Source organism: Egicoccus sp. AB-alg6-2, from assembly GCF_041821025.1.
GTDB lineage: Bacteria > Actinomycetota > Nitriliruptoria > Nitriliruptorales > Nitriliruptoraceae > Egicoccus.
In genome coordinates, this window is record NZ_JBGUAY010000004.1 from 85,616 (window position 1) to 104,066 (window position 18,451).

Below are 18,451 nucleotides of genomic sequence, written 5' to 3' on the forward strand. Positions count from 1 at the left end.
TGCCGTGGCCCTCTCCCGCCGCATCGCCGAGATGGAAGCGTCACCGACCATGGCGGTCGACGCCAAGGCCAAGGCCCTGAAGGCCGCCGGGGAACCGGTCATCGGCTTCGGCGCCGGCGAGCCCGACTTCCCCACGCCCGCCAACATCGTCGAGGCGGCCCGGCGTGCCGCCGCCGACCCGGCCACGCACCGCTACTCCCCCGCCGGCGGACTGCCGGCCCTCAAGGAGGCGATCGTCCGGCGGACCGCCGAGGACTCGGGCATCGAGGTCGACCCCGGGCAGATCACGGTCACCAACGGCGGCAAGCACGCGCTGTACAACGTGTTCATGACACTCGTCGATCCTGGTGACGAGGTGCTCGTCCCCGCGCCGTACTGGGTCAGCTACCCGGAGCAGGTCAAGCTGGCCGGTGGCACGCCGGTCGCCGTGCCGACGACCAAGGACACCGGGTTCCGTGCCGGCGTCGAGCTGCTCGAACGGCACCGCACGCCACGCACCAAGGCCCTGGTCTTCGTCTCGCCCTCCAACCCCACCGGTGCGGTCTACCCGCGCGACGAGATCGAGGCGGTCGGTCGCTGGGCGGCCGAGCACGGGATCTGGGTCATCACCGACGAGATCTACCAGCACCTGGTCTACGGGGACGCCAGCTTCGCCTCGCTGCCGGCACTCGTACCCGAGGCCGCCGAGCGCACCGTCCTGGTCAACGGCGTCGCCAAGACCTACGCGATGACGGGATGGCGGATCGGCTGGTCGATCGCCCCCATCGAGGTGGCGAAGGGCATCGACAAGCTGCAGAGCCAGGTCACGTCGAACGTCGCCAACATCGCGCAGCACGCCGCCATCGAGGCGCTCACCGGTCCGCAGGACGCCGTGGCGACGATGCGTGAGGCGTTCGACCGTCGGCGACGGTTCGCCGTCGAACGCCTCTCGGAGATCCCCGGGGTCGAGGTCGTCGAACCCGAGGGCGCGTTCTACGTGTTCCCCTCCTTCGAGGGCGTCCTCGGCGGCGCGTTCGCCGGTCGGCGCATCGAGACCACCCTCGAGCTCGCCGAGGTCCTGCTCGAGGAGGCCAAGGTCGCGCTGGTGCCCGGCGAGGCCTTCGGCGCGCCGGGGTACGCCCGACTGTCGTACGCGCTCGGTGACGACGACCTCGCCGAGGGCATCGACCGCATCGCGAAGTTCCTGGCCGGCTGACCGGCCAGCGCTACTCAGCCGTCGACGTCGTCGCGCACGATGCGGCGCACCAGCGGCCAGGCGAGCACGCCGGCCAGCCAGGCGGTCACCGTGGGTGTGCCCTGTCGGCGGAGCAGCAGCGCGGTCCGCAGTCCCATGCCGACGTAGAGCAGCAGGCCGAGCACGACGACGGCGACGAGCCAGTTGGTCGTCATTCCTTCTCGTAGGGCTGGCCGTCGGCTGCCGGTGCCCGGAGCCGCCCGATCAGTCCGGCGACGACGAAGATGGTGACGACGTAGGGCGCGGTGAGCAGCACCTCGGACGGCACCGGCACCCGCAGCAGCTGCAGCGACACGGCCAGCGCCTCGGCGAACCCGAAGATCAGGGCGGCGCCGAAGGCGCCCACGGGGCTGTAGCGGCCGACCAGCATGGCCGCCAGGGCGATGAAGCCGCGCCCGCCGGTCATCTCGCGCGAGAAGGACCCGGTCGCGTCCAGCGTGAAGTAGGCCCCGCCGATCCCGGCGGCGACCCCACCGAGCAGCACGGCCTTGTAGCGGGTCGCCAGCACCTTGATGCCGACCGTGTCGGCCGCCTTGGGGTGCTCGCCGACCGAGCGCAGCCGCAGGCCCCAGCGGGTCTGGAACAGCGCGTACTGCAGGACCAGCACCGCGGCCAGCATGGTGAACACCAGCACGGAGTGGCGGAAGAACACCGGCCCGATCAGCGGCAGGTCGCTCAGGAACGGCACCGTGACCGTCGGGAAGCGGGTGGGCGAGTTGAGCTGCGGGTTGGGCACGAGCAGCTGCGTCGTCAGGAACGAGGTCATCCCGGTGACCAGGACGATCAACACCACGCCGACCACGATCTGGTCCGCCTTGAAGCGGATCGACAGGCCCGCGAGCATGAGCGCGACGACGACGCCGGCCGCGATGCCGCCGGCGAGCCCGACCCACGGGCTGGTCGCGAGCGAGGCGAACACGGCGGCCGCGAAGGCGCCCGCGAGGAACTGCCCCTCGATGGCGATGTTGATCACGCCGGCACGCTCGCACAGCACGCCGGCCAGGGCGCCCAGCGCGATCGGTGTGGCGCGGCTGACGGTGGCGCGCAGCAGACCGACGAGGTTGAGCTGGCCGCCGGCGGCCGCCCACGACAGGAAGGCGACGACGAACAGCACGGCGACCACGCCGACCACGAGCACGCTGCGACGGCCGAAGCCGGCGGTGAACTGCCGGACCGCGATGGCCAGCACCGCGCCGGCGAGGACGAGCACGACCGGGACGACGCTGACGCGCAGGTTCGGCAGCTCGAACAACTGCCCCGCGCGGGCGTCGTTGAGGATGAAGGTCGCCGTCTCGCCGCGCGGCGTGCGGGCGAACACCAGCCCCATCACCGCGACGCACAGCACCGAGAAGATGCCGAAGTTGCGGTTGCGGCGCCGCAGGCGCTGCTCGGCCAGGGACGGTGCGGCCACCGTGTGCGTGTCGGTCGCGGTGCTCACGAGCCCCACCCCTTCGCGACCTGCCCGGTGGCGAGGTCGTCGGCCTTGACGCGGAAGATGGCCCGGACCAGGCCCGGCGCCGCGATGAACACGATGATCAGCGCCTGGATGACCAGCACGAGGTCGAGCGAGGTGCCGGTCTGCGCCTGCATCGACCGGCCACCGGCACGCAGCGCCCCGAACAGCAGGCCGGCTGCGACCGTCCCGCCGATGCGACCGCGACCGAGGAGCGCGACCGTGATGCCGTCGAAGCCGAGTCCGGCCGAGAACCCGATGGTGAGGCGGTGCTGGAGACCGAGGATGAGCGCGGCGCCGGCGGCCCCGGCCAGGGCGCCGCCCGTCGCCATCGCGCTGATGACGGTCCGATCGGGGTTCATCCCGGCGGTGCGCGCCGCCTCGGCGTTGAGACCGACGGCGTTGAGCTCGAAGCCACGGGTCGAGCGTTCCACGAGCCAGAACACGAAGACGGCGAGCGCGAGCGCCATCAGCAGCGAGGTGTTGACACGCAGGCCGTCGAGGAAGCGGGGGAACTGCGCCGAGGTCTCGACGGTCTTCGAGATCGGGTCGGCCCGGTCGGGCCGGCGGAACAGCGCCGTGCTGATCATCCAGGCGCTGACCAGGCGGGCGATGTTGTTGAGCATGATGGTCGAGATGACCTCGTGCGCTCCGGTGCGGGCCTTGAGGGCACCCGGCAGCCAGCCGTACAGCCAGCCGCCGGCGATGCCGGCGGCCGCGGCCAGCGGCAGGTGGAGCACCAGCGGCAGACCGGTGACGGAGAACCCGACCAGTCCGGCGACCATGCCGCCGGCGATGAGCTGGCCCTCGGCACCGATGTTGAACAACCCCGCCCGCAGCGGCACGGCGACGGCGAGGCCGGTCAGGATCAGCGGGGTCGCCGACACCAACGTCTCGGAGATCTGCGCCCGTCCACCGAGCGAACCGCGGAACAGCGCCAGGTAGGCCGCGCTCACGACCTCCCACGAAGCCCGGAAGGCGTCACCGGGCCGGGCGAAGAAGTACCCGAAGGTCTCGCGGACGGACGGTTCGGTCAGGGCGATGATCACGCCGCCGATCACGATGGCGGCGACGAACGACAGGATCGTCACCAGCACGCTCGTACCGGTGAGCGCCGCCACGAGCCGCTGGCCGAATCCGGCGCCCGGGTCGAGGTGGGGGGTCGCGGCCTCGCGTTCCTTGGCGGCCTCGATCTCCTGACGGGCGACCTCCTCCTCGGAGAGCGTCACCGCCCCGTGCTCGGCCGGCTCCCCGGCGGGCCCGTCCTCGTGTCGGTCGGTCATCGTGGTTCTCCGCTGAGGACCTCGTCGGGATCGGCGCCGGCCATCATGCGACCGACCGCCTCCTTGCTCACGGGCATCGGGAACGGCCCGACCAGCTTGCCGTGGAACATCACCGCGACCCGGTCGGCCAGGGCGAGCACCTCGTCGAGCTCGGACGAGACGAGCACGACCGCGGTGCCCTTGTCCCGCTTGGCGACCAGTTCGCGGTGGATGTACTCGATGGAGCCGACGTCGACGCCGCGGGTCGGCTGCGACGCGACCAGCAGGTCGATCGGGCGGTCGAACTCACGGGCCACGACCAGTTTCTGCTGGTTGCCACCCGACAGCGTTCCGGCCGGCGTCGAGGTCGACGGGGTGCGCACGTCGTAGGCCTCGACGAGCCGGCGGGCGTGCCGGTCGATCTCGCGGAACTGCTGGGTCGCGTGCTTGGCAAACGGCTCGGCGTCCCACAGGTTGAGCACGAGGTTCTCGGCGACGCTGAAGTCCGCGACCAGACCGTCGCGGCCCCGGTCCTCGGGCACGTGGCCGACGCCGCCGCGCAGTACTTCTTTGCGTGTTCGTCCGGCGATCGGCTCCCCCGCGACGGTTACCTCGCCCGACAGGATCGTCTCGAGGCCCGTCAGCGCCCGCACGAGCGGCGTCTGGCCGTTGCCCTCGACCCCGGCGATGGCCACGATCTCGCCGCGGCGCACCTCGAGGGACACGTCGTCGACCAGCGTGGTCCCGGCGAGGTCCTGCACCACGAGGTTGCGCACGTCGAGCACGACGTCCTCGGGCTGCGCCGGTGGCTTGTCGACGACCAGTTCGACCGGACGCCCGACCATGAGGTTGGCCAGGTCCTGTTCGGACGCGGTGCGCGGGTCGGCCGTCCCCACGATCCTGCCGCGACGCAGCACGCTGATCTCGTCGGCGATGTCGCGGTGCTCGCGCAGCTTGTGCGAGATGAAGATGACCGAGCGCCCCTCCGCGGTGAACCCGCGGATGGCCGCGAACAGATCGTCCGCCTCCTGGGGTGTGAGCACGGCCGTCGGTTCGTCGAGGATGAGCAGACGGGCGTCGCGGTAGAGCGCCTTGAGGATCTCGACCCGCTGCTGGACGCCGACCGGAAGGTCCTCGACGACGGCGTCGGGGTCGACGGGAAGTCCGGAGCGTTCCGCGAGCTCGCGCACCTCGCGGGAGGCACGGGCGCGGTCGAGCCTTCCGAGCTGGCGGGTGTGTTCGACGCCCAGCAGGATGTTCTCGGCGACGGTGAACACCGGGACCAGCATGAAGTGTTGGTGGACCATGCCGATGCCGGCGGCGATCGCGTCACCGGGTCCGTCGAGGTCGAGGGTCTTTCCGTCGACGAGGATCTCGCCCTCGTCGGCCCGGTACAGGCCGTAGAGGATGTTCATCAGCGTCGACTTGCCGGCGCCGTTCTCGCCGAGCAGGCCGTGGACCTGTCCGGGTTCGACGACCAGGTCGACGGCGTCGTTGGCGACGACGCCCGGGAACCGCTTGGTGATGCCGCGGAGCTCGAGATGCACGCGCGTCTCCTCGAGGAGGCGGTGGCCGGCTGGCGTGGCCCGGGACGCTAGCGCCCGTCGGGCCGTGAGGACGGCCGAGGGTGCCCGCGACTCGCGGGCACCCTCGGCTCGTGACGGTCGGAACCGTCACCCGTGGTCACGGGGTGTTACTGGTAGTCCGCCGGGTCGACCGAGATCTCGCCGTCGATGATGCCCTGGCGGAGCTCCTCGATGGCGTCACGGACCTCCTGGGGCACCCGGTCCTCGTTGTCGTGGAACGGGGCCAGGCCGACGCCGTCGTTCTCGAGCGTGCCGACGACGATGCCGCCCTCCCAGTTGCCGTCGACCGCGGCCTGGACGCTGTCGAACACCGCGACGTCCATGTTCTTCATGACCGAGGTCAGCATCAACGAGCCGTACTGGGTCGACTCGTAGCCGTCGGTGTCGACCCAGACGATCAGGCCTTCCCCGAAGTCCTCGATGGCTGCGGCAGTGCCGAGGCCGACCGGACCGGCGACGGGCATGATGATGTCCGCACCGGCCTGCAGCAGCTGGTCGGTGAAGTTGCGGCCGTCGTCCTGCGACTCGAAGTTGCCGGTGAACAGGCCGTCGCTGCCGTCCCAGCCCTCGACCTGGACGTCGGTGCCGTTCTCCTGGTTGTAGTAGCGCACGCCGGCCAGGAAGCCGTCCATGAACACGGTCACCGGCGGGATGTTGATACCGCCGTAGGTGCCGACGATGCCGCTCTCGGTGGTGCCGGCCGCCGCGTAACCGGCCAGGAAGGCGGCTTCCTCGGTGCCGAAGACGAGCTCACGCAGGTTGTCGTAGTCGGCGTCGTAGGCGTAGTCCACGATCGCGAAGTTCTGGTCCGGGTTCGCCTGTGCGGCGGCCTCGGTTGCCTCGCCGAGCAGGAAGCCGACCGTCACGATCAGGTCGCACTCCTGGTTGACGAACTCCTGGATGTTGGGCTCGAAGTCGGCCTCGGAGGTCGACTCCAGCACGTCAGCGGTGATTCCGAGCTCCTGCTCGGCACGCTGCATGCCCTCCCACGCGGTCTGGTTGAACGACTGGTCGTCCACGCCGCCCTGGTCGGTGACGAGGCAGCCACGGAAGTCGGTCTCCTCGGCCGGTTCCTCGGCGGGCTCGTCGGTCTCGCCGTCGGTTTCGCCGTCGGTCTCACCGTCGGTCTCGCCCTCGGGAGCCTCGGGTTCGGCGACCTCGGGGGTGTCCTCCTCGGGTGCCTCACCACAGGCCGTGAGCGCGAGCGCTCCGGCGAGAGCAGCCGCGAACAAGCGGCGGGTGGTCTTCTGCATGAAGAATCCTGTCCTTCCCTGCCGGGAGGGGTCTCATACCGGCGAACGGGGTCGAATCACGAAGGCAGGCACCGCCGCGCCGAGTTCGTGGACCCGACCGGGCCGGAACGGGCGGAGGCCGCGACTGCCGTGGCGGATCGTACTACCCACGTCGTAGGAATCGCTGCAGGTTTCCGACGCCGAGCGCCGAACGCGCCCAGTCGCCAGCGGTGGCCACACCGCCGGGACGGCGTCCGATCAGGGCTGGGCCGGCGCCGGGCAGTCGACGCGTGCCGGCGTCGCGGCGGAGAGCGCGTCGATCTGCTCGGGCGTGAGCGGACCGGCGGCGCTCGCCAGTGCCTCGCGGTCGACGCACACCACGGTGCTGCTGCGCGCGCGGGCCTGCGAGCCGGGCGAGGTGGTGGCGAACCGTTCGGTCGTCACCAGCACGGTCGGGGTGGCCTGCGACAACAGCTTGAGCACCAGCGGCCGGACCTCGGCGTCGAAGTCGTCGGCGGCGGCGGCACGCAGGTCCAGGGCGACCTGCAGGTCCGGTTCGGCGGGCCCGAGGGCCCGGAGCTGGGTGTAGCCGGTGTGCAGGCGGCCACGGCCGACCAGGACCTGCTCGAGCCCGCGCTCCGCGGCCCCGCGCAGCTCGTCGGCACCGGTGGCGACGCCGTCGGGGTCGTCGGTGTCGTTGGGGAACTCGAGGTCGTGGGCCTCCCAGGCGGCCAGCGGACCGAGCCCGCTCCAGACGTCGAGCCAGCCGCGGGCGACGAGCGCGACGGCGGCGCCGAGCTCGGTGTCGGTGTCGTCGGCGGCCACGAACAGGCGGCGCAACCTCGGCTCCAGGGGGTCGAGGACCGCGCGCGTCGCGCCGGCGTCGCCCTCGAGGCGGCCCCAGGTGGCGCTGTCGTCGAACTCGACGCCGCTCGGCGCGGGATCCTGCGGCAGCGCGGCCTCGAGTTCGCCGAGCTCGGCGAGCAGGTCGGTCACGCCGAGTGCACCGTCCTCGGCCGCATCGTCGCCGTCACCGGTGGTTCCGGGCGCGTCGGCCGAGACCTCCGCGGCGAACTGCGCCGGCACGGCCCCTCCCCCGACCAGGACGACGGCCAGGAGCACGCCGACGCCCAGCAGGGCGAGGACACCGCTGAGGACCTTCACGACCACTCCTGACACGACGCTGGCCGGACCCGCGGAACGAAGCGGGTCCGGCCAGATCATCGGCAGGTGGGGTCCGACCTTGAGCGCGCCGGTCGAACGCGCCCGGGCACCGCGCGTCAGTAGCGGTAGGCCTCGTCCTTGAACGGGCCGTCGACGTCCACCCCGAGGTAGTCCGCCTGGTCGGCGGAGAGCGTGGTCAGCCGCGCACCGATCTTGTCGAGGTGCAGGCGTGCCACCTCCTCGTCGAGTCGCTTCGGCAGCACGTAGACCTCGTGCTTGTAGTCGCCGCTGTTGCGCCACAGCTCGATCTGGGCCAGCACCTGGTTGGTGAACGACGTCGACATCACGAACGAGCTGTGGCCGGTCGCGTTGCCGAGGTTCACCAGGCGCCCCTCGGACAGCAGAATCACGCTGTTGCCGCTCGGCAGGTGTACGAGGTCGACCTGCGGCTTGATGTTGGTCCATTCGTACTCGCGCAGCGCCGACGTCTCGATCTCGGTGTCGAAGTGCCCGATGTTGCACAGGATCGCGTGATCCTTCATCTGCAGGACGTGGTCGCGGGTCACGATGCTCATGTTGCCCGTCGCGGTGACCACGATGTCGGCCTCCCCGATGACGTCCTCCATGCGCACGACCCGGTAGCCCTCCATCGCCGCCTGCAGGGCGTTGATGGGGTCGATCTCGGTGACGTACACGGTCGCGCCGAGGCCGTCGAGCGCCTGGGCGCAGCCCTTGCCGACGTCCCCGTAGCCGGCGACGACCGCGACCTTGCCGGCGATCATCACGTCGGTGCCGCGCTTGAGCCCGTCGATGAGCGATTCGCGGCAGCCGTACAGGTTGTCGAACTTGGACTTGGTGACCGAGTCGTTGACGTTGAGGGCGGGCATGCGCAGCAGCCCGCGCTTCTGCAGGCTGCGCAGCGTCTTGATGCCCGTCGTGGTCTCCTCGGAGACGCCGACGATGTCGCCCAGCAGGTCGGGGCGGTGGTCGTGGACGTAGCCGGTCAGGTCACCGCCGTCGTCGAGCAGCAGCGTCGGGCCCGAGCCGTCCGGCCACGCCAGGGACTGCTCGATGCACCACCAGTACTCCTCCTCGGTCTCGCCCTTCCATGCGAAGACGGGCGTGCCCGCGGCGGCGACGGCCGCCGCGGCCTCGTCCTGGGTCGAGAAGATGTTGCAGGACGACCAGCGCACGTCGGCGCCCAGGGCCTGCAGCGTCTCGATCAGGACGGCCGTCTGGACCGTCATGTGCAGGCAGCCCGCGATCCGGGCGCCGGCGAGGGGCTGCTCGTCGGCGTAGCGCTCGCGAAGCGCCATCAGGCCGGGCATCTCGTACTCGGCCAGTCCGATCTCCTTGCGGCCCCACTCGGCGAGATCGAGATCACGCACCTCGAAGTCGCGGTCGGGATAGCGGCGCTCGATGGCGCTGCTGTCGGGCGCGGGTGGGGTCGGCAGGGATTCGGACACGACGGATACTCCTGAAGATCTCGACACCCGACGGGGGCAGCGGTCGGGTGGCAGGCACGCGGGACGTCGGCGTGACGTTCCCGGGTCGCGCGGAGCGCGGGAGGGAGGGTCGGACTCGACCGCCTCGGACTACGAGTGTGCCCCACCGGGCCCGCTGCGCGCCACCGCCGCGCCTGGACCGTCGGCGCGGTGCCCCAGAAGCCGTGCGACGGGCAGTTCCGCGGTGGGCAGGCGCACGTCGTCGTCGGCGACCGCGTGGAGGCGCTCGAGGAACCGGTCGCGGGCGACGTCGCGGGCACCGAGCCCCTCGAGATGAGGGGTCGTGAGCTGCACGTCGAGCAGCACGCCGCCTGCCGCAGCGAACCGGTGCAGCAGGTCGAGCAAGGCGACCTTCGAGGCGTCGGCGACGCGGTGGAACATCGACTCGCCGGTGAAGACCCCACCGACCTGGACGCCGTAGACGCCGCCGACCAGACGTCCGGCGTCCCAGACCTCGAGGCTGTGCGCCCAGCCGAGTTCGTGCAGTCGGGTGTAGGCGCGTGCCATCGCACCGGTGATCCAGGTGCCGCCCTCACCGCGGGCCTCGCCACATGCCGCGACCACGGCCGGAAACGAGGCGTCCACCGTCGTCGTCCAGCCGCACGTGCGCAGCCGGCGGCGCAACGACCGGCTGACGTGGAACGCGCCGACCGGCAGCACCCCACGCGGGTCCGGCGAGAACCACGGCAGCGGGACGCCCGGGTGCGGCCAGGGAAAGATGCCGCGTCGGTAGGCGTCCACCAGCGTTCCTGGCGCGAGGTCCGCGCCGACGCCGACGACCCCGTCCTCGTCGGCCTCGTGCGGGTCCGGAAGGACCCATGCCGAGGCGGGCACCGCCTGCGGCGCCCGGGCCAGACCGGCCTCGGCGCCGCTGCCGGCGCGCCGCCCGAGCCAGCGCCGCTCACCGGCGCGGTCCCCGCTGTGCGCTCCCGCCATGCTGCCCCCGACACCGGTCCGGGCGACGCTAGCAGCCGGGCGGTACGTCGGTGGGTGCCAACGACGCGGACCGACGCCGCAGGCCGACTACCGTTCGCGGCCTTGCGAGGGAGGACATCGGCGTGCGACTGCACCTCGTGGACGGCACCTACGAGCTGTTCCGCGCCCACTTCTCGAAACGTCCCGACCGCACCGACGTGCACGGTCGCGACGTCAAGGCGACCGTGGGGCTGGTCAACGGCCTGCTGCAGCTGCTCGAGGACGGCGACGAGCAGGTGACCCATCTCGCGGTCGCGTTCGACAACCCGATCGAGAGCTGGCGCAACGTCCGCTTCCCGGCCTACAAGGACAGCACCGGCGTCGACGAGTCCCTGCTCGCGCAGTTCGACGGCGTCGAGGCGGCGGTCCGGGCGCTCGGGGTGACGGTGTTCTCGATGCGCGAGCAGGAGGCGGACGACGCGCTCGGCGCCGCGGCCCTGCGGTTCGTCGACGAGGTCGAGCAGGTCCGGATCCTGACGCCGGACAAGGACCTCGGCCAGGTGGTCCGTGGCGATCGCATCGTGCAGGTCGACCGGCTGCGCGACAAGCTCTACGACGAGGCCGGGGTGCGCGAACGCCTGGGTGTCCCGCCGGCCTCGGTGCCCGACCTGCTCGCCCTGGTCGGCGACACCGCGGACAGCATCCCGGGGCTGAAGGGGTTCGGCAAGGTCGGCGCGGCCGCGGTGCTGACCCGGTACGGCCACCTCGAGGACATCCCGGCCGACGGCGCCACCTGGGACGTCGACGTACGCGGGGCATCGCGCCTGGCCGCCACGCTGGTCGAGAGGCGCGACGAGGCGCTGCTGTACCGCGAGTTGGCCACGCTGGTCACCGACCTGGACCTCGCGGTGTCGCTCGACGACCTGCGTTGGCGCGGCGCCGACCGCGAGGCGTGGTCGGCGTGGTGCGACGAGGTCGACTCCGACTCCCTGCGCGGACGTCCCGCGTCGTGGTCGGCGTGAGCGAACCCTCCGAGCCGCACGAGGACGTCCCGCCCGAGCAGGCCGACGACCTCCGCCGCAGTTCGACCCTGGTCGGCGCGGGGATCCTGCTCTCGCGCATCGCCGGCCTGGTACGCGAGTCGGCCACCGCCGCCTTCCTCGGCACCGGCGTCGGCGCCGACGCGCTTCGCGCCGCGCTCAAGATCCCCAATCTGATGCAGAACCTGCTCGGCGAAGGGGTCCTGTCGGCGTCGTTCATCCCGGCGTACGCGAAGCTGGTGTCCGAGGGGCGCGAGGAGGAGGCGGGGCGACTCGCCGGCGCGGTCGCCGGTCTGCTGATGGTCGTCACCAGCGTCCTGGTCCTGGCCGGAACCGTGTTCGCGCGGCCGATCGCCCGGGTGGTGACCCCCGGCTGGAGCGACGGCAGCGACCATTTCGAGCTCACGGTCACGCTCGTGCGCATCTTCACCCCGGGCGTCGGCCTGCTGGTGCTCTCCGCCTGGTGTCTCGGCGTGCTCAATGCCCACCGGCGGTTCTTCCTGTCCTACGTCGCTCCCGTGGCCTGGAACGCCGCCATCATCGTCCTGCTCGTCGCGGTCGGCCTGTCCACCTCCGACGAGCTGACGATCGCACAGGCCTTCGCCTGGGGCGCGGTCATCGGGTCGGTGCTGCAGTTCGCGGTTCAACTGCCGAGCGTGCTCCGCCTGACGAAGGACCTGCGGCTGTCGACGTCGCTGGCCGTGCCCGGGGTGCGCGAGGTCGTGCGCCGCTTCGGGCAGGTGGTCGCCGGTCGCGGCGGCGTCCAACTCGCCGCCTACGTCGACGTCATGGTGGCGTCCCTGCTCGCCGCAGGAGCGATGGCCGCGCTCGGCTTCGCCCAGATCCTGTATCTGCTGCCCATCAGCCTGTTCGGCATGGCGATCGCCGCCGCCGAGCTGCCGACGCTGTCCACCCTCGACCATCGTGACCGCGCGCTGGTGGTCGAGCGGGTGGACGCCGGCCTCGGCCGTGTCGCGTTCTTCGTGGTTCCCAGCACGGTCGCCTTCGTGCTCGCGGGCGACCTCGTCGTCGCGGTCGTGTTCCAGCGCGGCAACTTCGGCGCGGACGCGTCGGCGCAGGTCGGGTTCATCCTCGCCGTGTACAGCCTCGGCATGCTCGCCTCGACCAGTTCGCGCCTGCTGCAGTCGTCGCTGTACGGCGTCGGGGACACCCGGACACCGGCGATCTACGCCGTCCTACGGGTCGTCGTCTCGCTGGCGGTCGGCATCGCGATCATGTTCCCGGTCGACGCCTTCCAGCTCACCTCCGAGGGCTTCGCGCTGGCAGGCGAACTGGCCTGGCAGCCCGCCCCCGAGGCGCTACGGGAAGCGGACGGAAGCCTGTTCCGGCTCGGCGCCGCGGGGCTCGCGTTCGGCGCGGCCGTCGGCGCCTGGTTCGAGTTGCTGCTGCTCCGCATCCGACTGCGCATCGTGTTCGGACGCGTGCGGCTCGGTGGCCCGCATGCGGGCCGCATCGCGCTGGCGGCCGTCGTCGCCGCGGTGGTGGCGCTCGCGATGCGTCCGTTGCTCGATGCGTTGGCCTGGCCCGCGACCTTCGAGGGCCTGCTCGCACTCGCCGCCATCGGCGTCGCGTACCTGGCCTCGGCCCGGCTGGTCGGCGTCCCCGAGGCCCGCGAGCTGACGGGTCGCCTGGAGCGCCTCGTCCGGCGGTGAGGCGCCGGTATGGTGCCGTCCGGCGACGCCGCGCGCGCACGACGGCGCCAGCGCCCGCGAAGAAAGCTGATGCCGTGCCCTCGGTGTGGGACCTCTACCTCGACGCGGACGACGCGGCGCTGCTGTTCGCCGCGATCGTCACCCTCGAACGCCACCGCTGGGTCCGCGAACCACTCCCCCTCGAGGACGCCGTCGCGCTGCGGCAACGCTTCGACGTGATCGCCGGGATCGCGGGCGAGGACGCGGTCTACTGGGGTCGCGAGGCCGAGGACCGTCGGGAGGCCGCAACGGTCGACGGCGGACGCTGGGGCACGCCGCAGCTCGCGCAGGTCATGAGCGAGACCGCCGAGGACCTCTCCGCCGGCTCGCGCAAGGTCGAGGTCGCCGTGTTGGCCGCCGCCGAGGACCTCGCGGCGCGCCTGGCCGGGCGCAACTGACGCGTCACGCGTCGTCGTCGGCCCCACCGTAGTGGGCGACCGAGGCCGGATCGAGCACGGCCAGCAGCTGTTCCTGCAGCCAGGCGAGGTGGTCCATGACCGCCAGCCGGTAGGCGACGGGATCCTCGGGGTCGACGTCGTCCCGCTCGAGGTCCTCGATCCCGATCCTGGCACCGATGGCCAGGCGCAGGTCGTTGATGACGCCGAGGACGAGCGCCGCCTCCTCGGCGGTCAGCCGCACCCGCAGATGGCCGCGGTGCTCGACGCCACGGTCGAGCAGGCTGGTGAGCTCCTCGAGACCCACCAGGCGCGCCTGCAGGAGGTCGTCGTACAGCAGCCGCCGCAGCTCGTGGTCGGCCTGCTCGTCACCGCTCACGGCGGTCGGGAACAGCCGTCGTACGATCGGATCGTCGTGGTCGCCGCCGAGCAGCGACTCGCGCAGCCCGTCGCGGACCGAGTGCAGCAGTTCGACCTCGACCGGTTCGAGCTGCATCCGGATCGTCTCGCCCTGGCGCTTGAAGGCGCGGGTCACGAGGAACGCTGCATCGTCGCCTGCAGGCCGTAGCCGTGCAGCTGCTGGACGTAGAGCTCGGCCTGCTCGCGTGGCTCCGAGGCGACCAGCGCCTTGCCTTTCTGGTGCACCTCGAGCATCAGCTTGCGGGCGACGTCCTCGGAGAACCCGAACACGCGGCGGAAGACGAACACGACGTAGGACATCAGGTTGACCGGGTCGTCCCAGACGATGACGTCCCAGGGGCGGTCGCGGTGGGCGACGTCCTCAAGTTGCTGCTCACGGTCCTTGACCGGGGTCGCAGCCGGGCCGGCGAGCCGCACCCCTCCACCTCCGGTCACCGGGCGTGCGTTCCCGGCGACGGTACCCCGGAGACGACGACGACCGCCGCCGATCGTGCCGGCGACGGTCGTGGAGGACACGGCTGCGCGTGTCGTGGTCTCAGCGGCGACGGCGACGCGCCATACGGCGCTGACGCTCGCGCTCCTCGAGCTCTTCCCACGACGGCGGGGGCGCCATCGTGCGACCCACGGGGTTGTCGGCGGGCGCCTGCTTGGTGACGGTGACGGCGGTCGCGGCACGGCGGCCACCTTCGCTCTCACCGACCTCGAACTCGACCTCGTCACCCGAGCGCAGAGCGGCGCCGCCGTTGACCTGGTCGCCGGCGACGTAGAGCTCGTCGCCGTCAGCGGTGGTGACGAAGCCGAAGTTGCGGTCGGCGTTGAAGACCTTGACGCGTCCGGTGGGCATGGGCAGGGCTACCTCGGTGGGAGATGAAGTCGAAGATGTCGGCGGGGGGTCCGCTCTGGTGGAGCGACGCAGACCGCACCGCGGAACGGCGGCACGCCAGGGCACCGCGAGTGCGGCAGCGTAGCGGCTCGCAGCAGGTGACGCGCACGCACACTCCCGGTGGCGGTCAGCCGTGCGCCGCCGCCCACGCCCGACCGGCGTCCTCGACCTCCTCGAACGCGCCGCCGCGGAGCGCCTCGATCGGGGTGCGCCCATCGAGCCGCTTCTGGGGCTGGGTGAACCAGCGGGCGGTGGCGGACTCGTCGACCCAGCCCTGCAGGACCCGCAGCACGTCGAGGGCGACCTCGACCGGGTGCCGTTCGTGGTCGAGGTCGGCCTCGTGCAACGTGTCGACGGCGTCGTCGCCGATGATGGCCCGAAGCTCGAGTTCGTCGTCCAGTGGATCGTCGCGGTACACCGCCGGCCTTTCAGCCGCCCTGACGCAGGCGGTCGTGCTCACGTTCGCAGTCGGCGACGAACTCCTCGGCGGCGACCACGCGGTCGGGCAGCCGTGACTGCTCGTCGGCGATGACCGCGATGCGCGCACGGACCGCGTCGAGCAGCGGTTGCTCGGTGTGCCGCAGCGCCCGGCGCAGGCGCTGGTCGACCGGGTCGGCCAGTGCCTCGCCCTCGCTGACGAAACGGCGCAGCCGTCGGATCTCGTCGTGCAGGTACTCCTCGTAGCGGTGCAGCGACGCGAGATCCTCGCGCGCCCGAAGCAACGTGAAGTAGGCGGCCTCGGTCTCGTCGCGGGGCATGGTCAGGCCTGCGCCTCGGCCCGGGACTTGAGGCCTCGCAGCCCCTGGTCGAGGATCTGCTTGGCGGCGCGCTTCTTGAGGAATCCGGGCAGGGGCAGGTCGACGTCCGCCTCGAGCAGGTAGCGCACGCGCGTACCGCCGTCGGTCTGCGCCAGCTCGTAGGCACCGTCGAGCTGCGAGATCGTCTCGCCCTCGATCAGGGTCCACCGCACGTCGTAGTCGTCGTAGGTGTAGCGCAGGGTGTAGGCCACCTCGGCGACCCTGGCGTCGACCCGGAAGCGCGCCGTCTCCGGGTAGCCGTCGCCGTCCGTGGTCAGCACCTCGGCCTCGAGCACGCCCTCGGCCCATTCGGGATAGGCGGCGAGGTCGGTGATGGTGTTCCACACCGTGTCGATCGGAGCCGCGACGTTGGCTTCGTCGCTGACGCGCTCGCCCATTGCCGTTCGCACTTTCGCCGACGTTTCCGTGGTGTGCCTGCGAAGCGTCGCAGACGGCGACGAGCCTACCGGTGGGTCGCGGACCGGTCGTCGGTGGCCAACTCGTCGGCGATGCGGGCGACACCCGCCTCGAGCTCGCGCAGGGTCCGGACGTCCCGCACGACCTGGCGACGCAGCTGCTGCAGTTGCTCGACCGCCGGACCGAGCAGCTCGTCGGACCCGCCCTCCTGCCACGCGGGGCACAGGGCGCGGAAGTCGCACCAGTCGCACAGCCGGTTGGGGGTGGGCTCGTAGCGCTCCTCGCGGACCGCGCGCGCGGTGGCGAGCACCGCCTCGCGCGCCGCGTCGAGGTCGAGGTCCTCGAGCGGCACCGTGATCACCACGCCCGGGACGACGAAGTCGAGCGACACCGTGGCGGGCAGGACGCCGAACAGGTGCCGGCAGGCGAGCGCGTAGATCGCCAGCTGCAGCGACTGCGCCACCCGTTCGCGGTTCTTGACCTTGCGGTTGGTCTTGTAGTCGACGACGTGGAAGCGCCCCTCGTCGTCGACGTCGACCCGGTCGATGGAACCGACCACGGTCGCCTCGAAACCGATCGGCAGCTCGAACCAGACCTCGGTGTCGGCGGGCAGCCGGTAGGTCGGCGCCGCGCGCCGGTGGTAGCGGCGCAGGATGTCCTGGGCGTGGCGGTAGAAGGCGAGTTGTTCGTCGCGTGGCAGGTGCGCGAACCCGGAACTGTCCCATCGTGCGTAGAGGAAGCCGAGCAGCTCGTTCTCGGTCGGGCACGACGGCAGCTTGCGGTCGTAGAAGTCCTCGAGCGCGGCGTGGATGGAGGTGCCGAACGACAGGTGCGGGCCGGGCCGGCCCGGCAACTTGTCGACATAGGCATACCGGAAGCGCCGCGGGCAGTTCTCGTAGGCGTCGACGCGCGAGAACGACAGGCGGACCCGGCCCTCGGCGTCGATCAGCGGCGGCGAATCGGGCTCGAGCTCACCGAAGGTGCCGGGCGGCGCCCCTTCGACGTCGAGCAGCCGCAGCGCCCCGTCCGGACCCTCGGGCACCACAGGGCCCGTCGTCGCTGCCGTCTCGTCCACCGTCGTCTCACCCATGACCCGAGGGTAACCACCAACCGTGACCCCACCGGTCATTTCCCGGGCCGCTGTGGACGCCGGCGACGCCGACGCCGGCCGGGTCCCTACCGGTGTGCGGCCACGATCGCCAGCACCTCGTCGTGCAGGTGGCCGTTGGTGCTCAGGGCGTCCCCGCCGTCGGCGGTACGGGTGCCGTCCAGCGAGGTGAAGCGCCCGCCGGCCGCCTCCACGACCGCTTTGACCGCGACGAGGTCCCACAGGTTGACCTCGGCCTCGATGGCGATGTCGGTGCTACCGGACGCGACGAGGCAGTGCTGCCAGAAGTCGCCGTACCCGCGCTGGCGACCGGTGCGGGCGGCGAGCTCCGCCACGAGGTCGCCGTGGCCCTTGTCACGGAAGTAGTCCAGGCCGCCGAACGCGATCTCGGCGCTGGCGAGATCGGCGACGTCGCTGACCTGGATCGGATGGCCGTTGTGGTCGGCGCCGACACCGACCACGCCCGCCCAGCGTGACCGAAGGGCCGGTGCCGAGACCACGCCGAGGACGTCGTCGTCGTCGACCCGCAGACCGATCAGCGTGGCGAAGACCGGGTTGCCCTTCACGAAGTTGCTGGTGCCGTCGATGGGGTCGATCACCCACGTCGGGGCTCCGGCCGGCCCCGCCAGCCCGTCCTCCTCCCCCAGCACCGCGTGATCGGGGAAGCGGCGCCGGATCGCTTCACGCAGCGTCCGCTCGACCTCGACGTCGACCGCGGTCACCCAGGTGCCGTCCGCCTTGGTGTCGGCGTGCTGGCGGCCGCCGAACGCCGCACCGGTACGGGCGTCGGCGAGGTCGGCCAGGTCGTGCGCGAAGGCGAGCTCGGCGTCGAGCCGGGTCACCAGTCGAAGGACATGTCGTCGAAGCGCAGGATGATGTCGTTGGGCTGCACGGTGAGGGTGACCTCTTCGCGCGGCACCCACAGCGGGATGCACGGACCCTGTCCGGCGTGGCCCATCAGGCAGATCTGCAGCTGACCCTCGGCGTCGAGGCCGATGATCTGCCGCGCGTAGCTGAGCAGCTCGTGGAACTCGGCGGCACCGGCACGGCGCTTCTGGAACGCGGTGGCCCAGCGCGACTCCGAACGACCGTAGTTGGCGATCACCTGGTCGGGGTTGAGCTTGGTGATGCCGTTGAGCGACCGAACGGTCTTGAGCGCCTTGTCGGCCTTGGGGGTCTTGCCGACCCGGACGGCCGCGTCTGGCGTCGCGAGACGGCCGGGCAGGTCCTCGAGCTCGAAGTTGCCCGCCGCCTGGGCGGCCTTCTGCCGCTCGACGGGGACCTGGACCTCGATCTTGGTGGCCACCTTGGGCTTCCTTTGCGACGCG

The 18,451-nt window shown here is 71.6% G+C and carries 21 protein-coding genes; 4 read left to right on the forward strand and 17 right to left on the reverse strand.

Annotated elements, in window-relative coordinates:
- Positions 1 to 31 precede the first annotated feature (31 nt).
- Entirely contained in the window at positions 32 to 1,195 is a 1,164-nt protein-coding gene (locus ACERMF_RS07690) for a pyridoxal phosphate-dependent aminotransferase (RefSeq protein WP_373668815.1), read from the forward strand.
- Between the two features lie 14 nt (positions 1,196 to 1,209).
- On the opposite strand, the gene ACERMF_RS07695 is transcribed toward ACERMF_RS07690, so the two are convergent.
- From ACERMF_RS07695 to aat, 8 genes are all read right to left on the reverse strand, one after another.
- Complete coding sequence (locus ACERMF_RS07695; protein WP_373668470.1) at positions 1,210 to 1,389, reverse strand: hypothetical protein; 180 nt, start codon at positions 1,387 to 1,389, stop codon at positions 1,210 to 1,212.
- Complete coding sequence (locus tag ACERMF_RS07700; RefSeq protein WP_373668471.1) at positions 1,386 to 2,672, reverse strand: ABC transporter permease; 1,287 nt, start codon at positions 2,670 to 2,672, stop codon at positions 1,386 to 1,388. The genes ACERMF_RS07695 and ACERMF_RS07700 overlap by 4 nt, the downstream gene beginning before the upstream one ends.
- Positions 2,669 to 3,970: an ABC transporter permease gene (locus tag ACERMF_RS07705; RefSeq protein WP_373668472.1), complete on the reverse strand. Its 1,302-nt coding sequence runs from the start codon at positions 3,968 to 3,970 to the stop codon at positions 2,669 to 2,671. The genes ACERMF_RS07700 and ACERMF_RS07705 overlap by 4 nt, the downstream gene beginning before the upstream one ends.
- The gene (locus tag ACERMF_RS07710; protein WP_373668473.1) at positions 3,967 to 5,496 is read right to left on the reverse strand and encodes an ABC transporter ATP-binding protein; all 1,530 of its coding nucleotides are present in this window, start codon (positions 5,494 to 5,496) and stop codon (positions 3,967 to 3,969) included. Before ACERMF_RS07710 ends, ACERMF_RS07705 begins: the two co-directional genes overlap by 4 nt.
- Positions 5,497 to 5,642: 146 nt before the next feature.
- On the reverse strand, positions 5,643 to 6,788 hold the full coding sequence (locus ACERMF_RS07715; RefSeq protein ID WP_373668474.1) for a BMP family protein: 1,146 nt from the start codon (positions 6,786 to 6,788) through the stop codon (positions 5,643 to 5,645).
- A gap of 237 nt (positions 6,789 to 7,025) precedes the next feature.
- Positions 7,026 to 7,931 carry a hypothetical protein gene (locus ACERMF_RS07720; protein WP_373668475.1) on the reverse strand — a complete coding sequence of 302 codons (906 nt, stop codon included), beginning with the start codon at positions 7,929 to 7,931 and terminating at the stop codon, positions 7,026 to 7,028.
- A gap of 116 nt (positions 7,932 to 8,047) precedes the next feature.
- Positions 8,048 to 9,352 carry an adenosylhomocysteinase gene (ahcY, locus tag ACERMF_RS07725; protein WP_373668816.1) on the reverse strand — a complete coding sequence of 435 codons (1,305 nt, stop codon included), beginning with the start codon at positions 9,350 to 9,352 and terminating at the stop codon, positions 8,048 to 8,050.
- Between the two features lie 174 nt (positions 9,353 to 9,526).
- Entirely contained in the window at positions 9,527 to 10,372 is an 846-nt protein-coding gene (gene aat / locus ACERMF_RS07730; RefSeq protein ID WP_373668476.1) for a leucyl/phenylalanyl-tRNA--protein transferase, read from the reverse strand.
- A 122-nt stretch (positions 10,373 to 10,494) separates the two neighbouring features.
- Here aat and ACERMF_RS07735 point away from each other — a divergent pair, with 122 nt between their 5' ends.
- From ACERMF_RS07735 to ACERMF_RS07745, 3 genes are all read left to right on the forward strand, one after another.
- Positions 10,495 to 11,373 (forward strand): 5'-3' exonuclease H3TH domain-containing protein, encoded by an 879-nt coding sequence (locus ACERMF_RS07735; RefSeq protein ID WP_373668477.1) that lies wholly within the window; start codon positions 10,495 to 10,497, stop codon positions 11,371 to 11,373.
- Positions 11,370 to 13,064 (forward strand): murein biosynthesis integral membrane protein MurJ, encoded by a 1,695-nt coding sequence (gene murJ, locus ACERMF_RS07740; RefSeq protein ID WP_373668478.1) that lies wholly within the window; start codon positions 11,370 to 11,372, stop codon positions 13,062 to 13,064. The genes ACERMF_RS07735 and murJ overlap by 4 nt, the downstream gene beginning before the upstream one ends.
- 74 nt (positions 13,065 to 13,138) lie before the next feature.
- Positions 13,139 to 13,501, forward strand: a complete 363-nt coding sequence (locus ACERMF_RS07745) for a hypothetical protein (RefSeq protein ID WP_373668479.1) — start codon at positions 13,139 to 13,141, stop codon at positions 13,499 to 13,501.
- A 4-nt stretch (positions 13,502 to 13,505) separates the two neighbouring features.
- On the opposite strand, the gene ACERMF_RS07750 is transcribed toward ACERMF_RS07745, so the two are convergent.
- The 9 genes from ACERMF_RS07750 to ACERMF_RS07790 form a co-directional block, all read right to left on the reverse strand.
- The gene (locus ACERMF_RS07750; protein ID WP_373668480.1) at positions 13,506 to 14,033 is read right to left on the reverse strand and encodes a DUF2017 family protein; all 528 of its coding nucleotides are present in this window, start codon (positions 14,031 to 14,033) and stop codon (positions 13,506 to 13,508) included.
- Positions 14,030 to 14,335 (reverse strand): ATP-dependent Clp protease adapter ClpS, encoded by a 306-nt coding sequence (gene clpS / locus ACERMF_RS07755; protein WP_373668481.1) that lies wholly within the window; start codon positions 14,333 to 14,335, stop codon positions 14,030 to 14,032. The genes ACERMF_RS07750 and clpS overlap by 4 nt, the downstream gene beginning before the upstream one ends.
- A 118-nt stretch (positions 14,336 to 14,453) precedes the next feature.
- A complete protein-coding gene (locus tag ACERMF_RS07760) occupies positions 14,454 to 14,762 on the reverse strand; it encodes a cold-shock protein (protein ID WP_373668482.1) in 309 nt (102 codons plus the stop codon).
- A 166-nt stretch (positions 14,763 to 14,928) separates the two neighbouring features.
- A complete protein-coding gene (locus tag ACERMF_RS07765; RefSeq protein ID WP_373668483.1) occupies positions 14,929 to 15,219 on the reverse strand; it encodes an antitoxin Xre/MbcA/ParS toxin-binding domain-containing protein in 291 nt (96 codons plus the stop codon).
- A 10-nt stretch (positions 15,220 to 15,229) separates the two neighbouring features.
- On the reverse strand, positions 15,230 to 15,559 hold the full coding sequence (locus tag ACERMF_RS07770; RefSeq protein WP_373668484.1) for a hypothetical protein: 330 nt from the start codon (positions 15,557 to 15,559) through the stop codon (positions 15,230 to 15,232).
- A 2-nt stretch (positions 15,560 to 15,561) separates the two neighbouring features.
- On the reverse strand, positions 15,562 to 15,996 hold the full coding sequence (locus ACERMF_RS07775) for an SRPBCC family protein (RefSeq protein WP_373668485.1): 435 nt from the start codon (positions 15,994 to 15,996) through the stop codon (positions 15,562 to 15,564).
- 65 nt (positions 15,997 to 16,061) lie between these two features.
- Positions 16,062 to 17,105 carry a RecB family exonuclease gene (locus tag ACERMF_RS07780; RefSeq protein WP_373668486.1) on the reverse strand — a complete coding sequence of 348 codons (1,044 nt, stop codon included), beginning with the start codon at positions 17,103 to 17,105 and terminating at the stop codon, positions 16,062 to 16,064.
- An 86-nt stretch (positions 17,106 to 17,191) separates the two neighbouring features.
- Complete coding sequence (locus tag ACERMF_RS07785; RefSeq protein WP_373668487.1) at positions 17,192 to 17,965, reverse strand: inositol monophosphatase family protein; 774 nt, start codon at positions 17,963 to 17,965, stop codon at positions 17,192 to 17,194.
- Positions 17,962 to 18,429: a hypothetical protein gene (locus tag ACERMF_RS07790; RefSeq protein ID WP_373668489.1), complete on the reverse strand. Its 468-nt coding sequence runs from the start codon at positions 18,427 to 18,429 to the stop codon at positions 17,962 to 17,964. Before ACERMF_RS07790 ends, ACERMF_RS07785 begins: the two co-directional genes overlap by 4 nt.
- Positions 18,430 to 18,451: the final 22 nt, after the last annotated feature.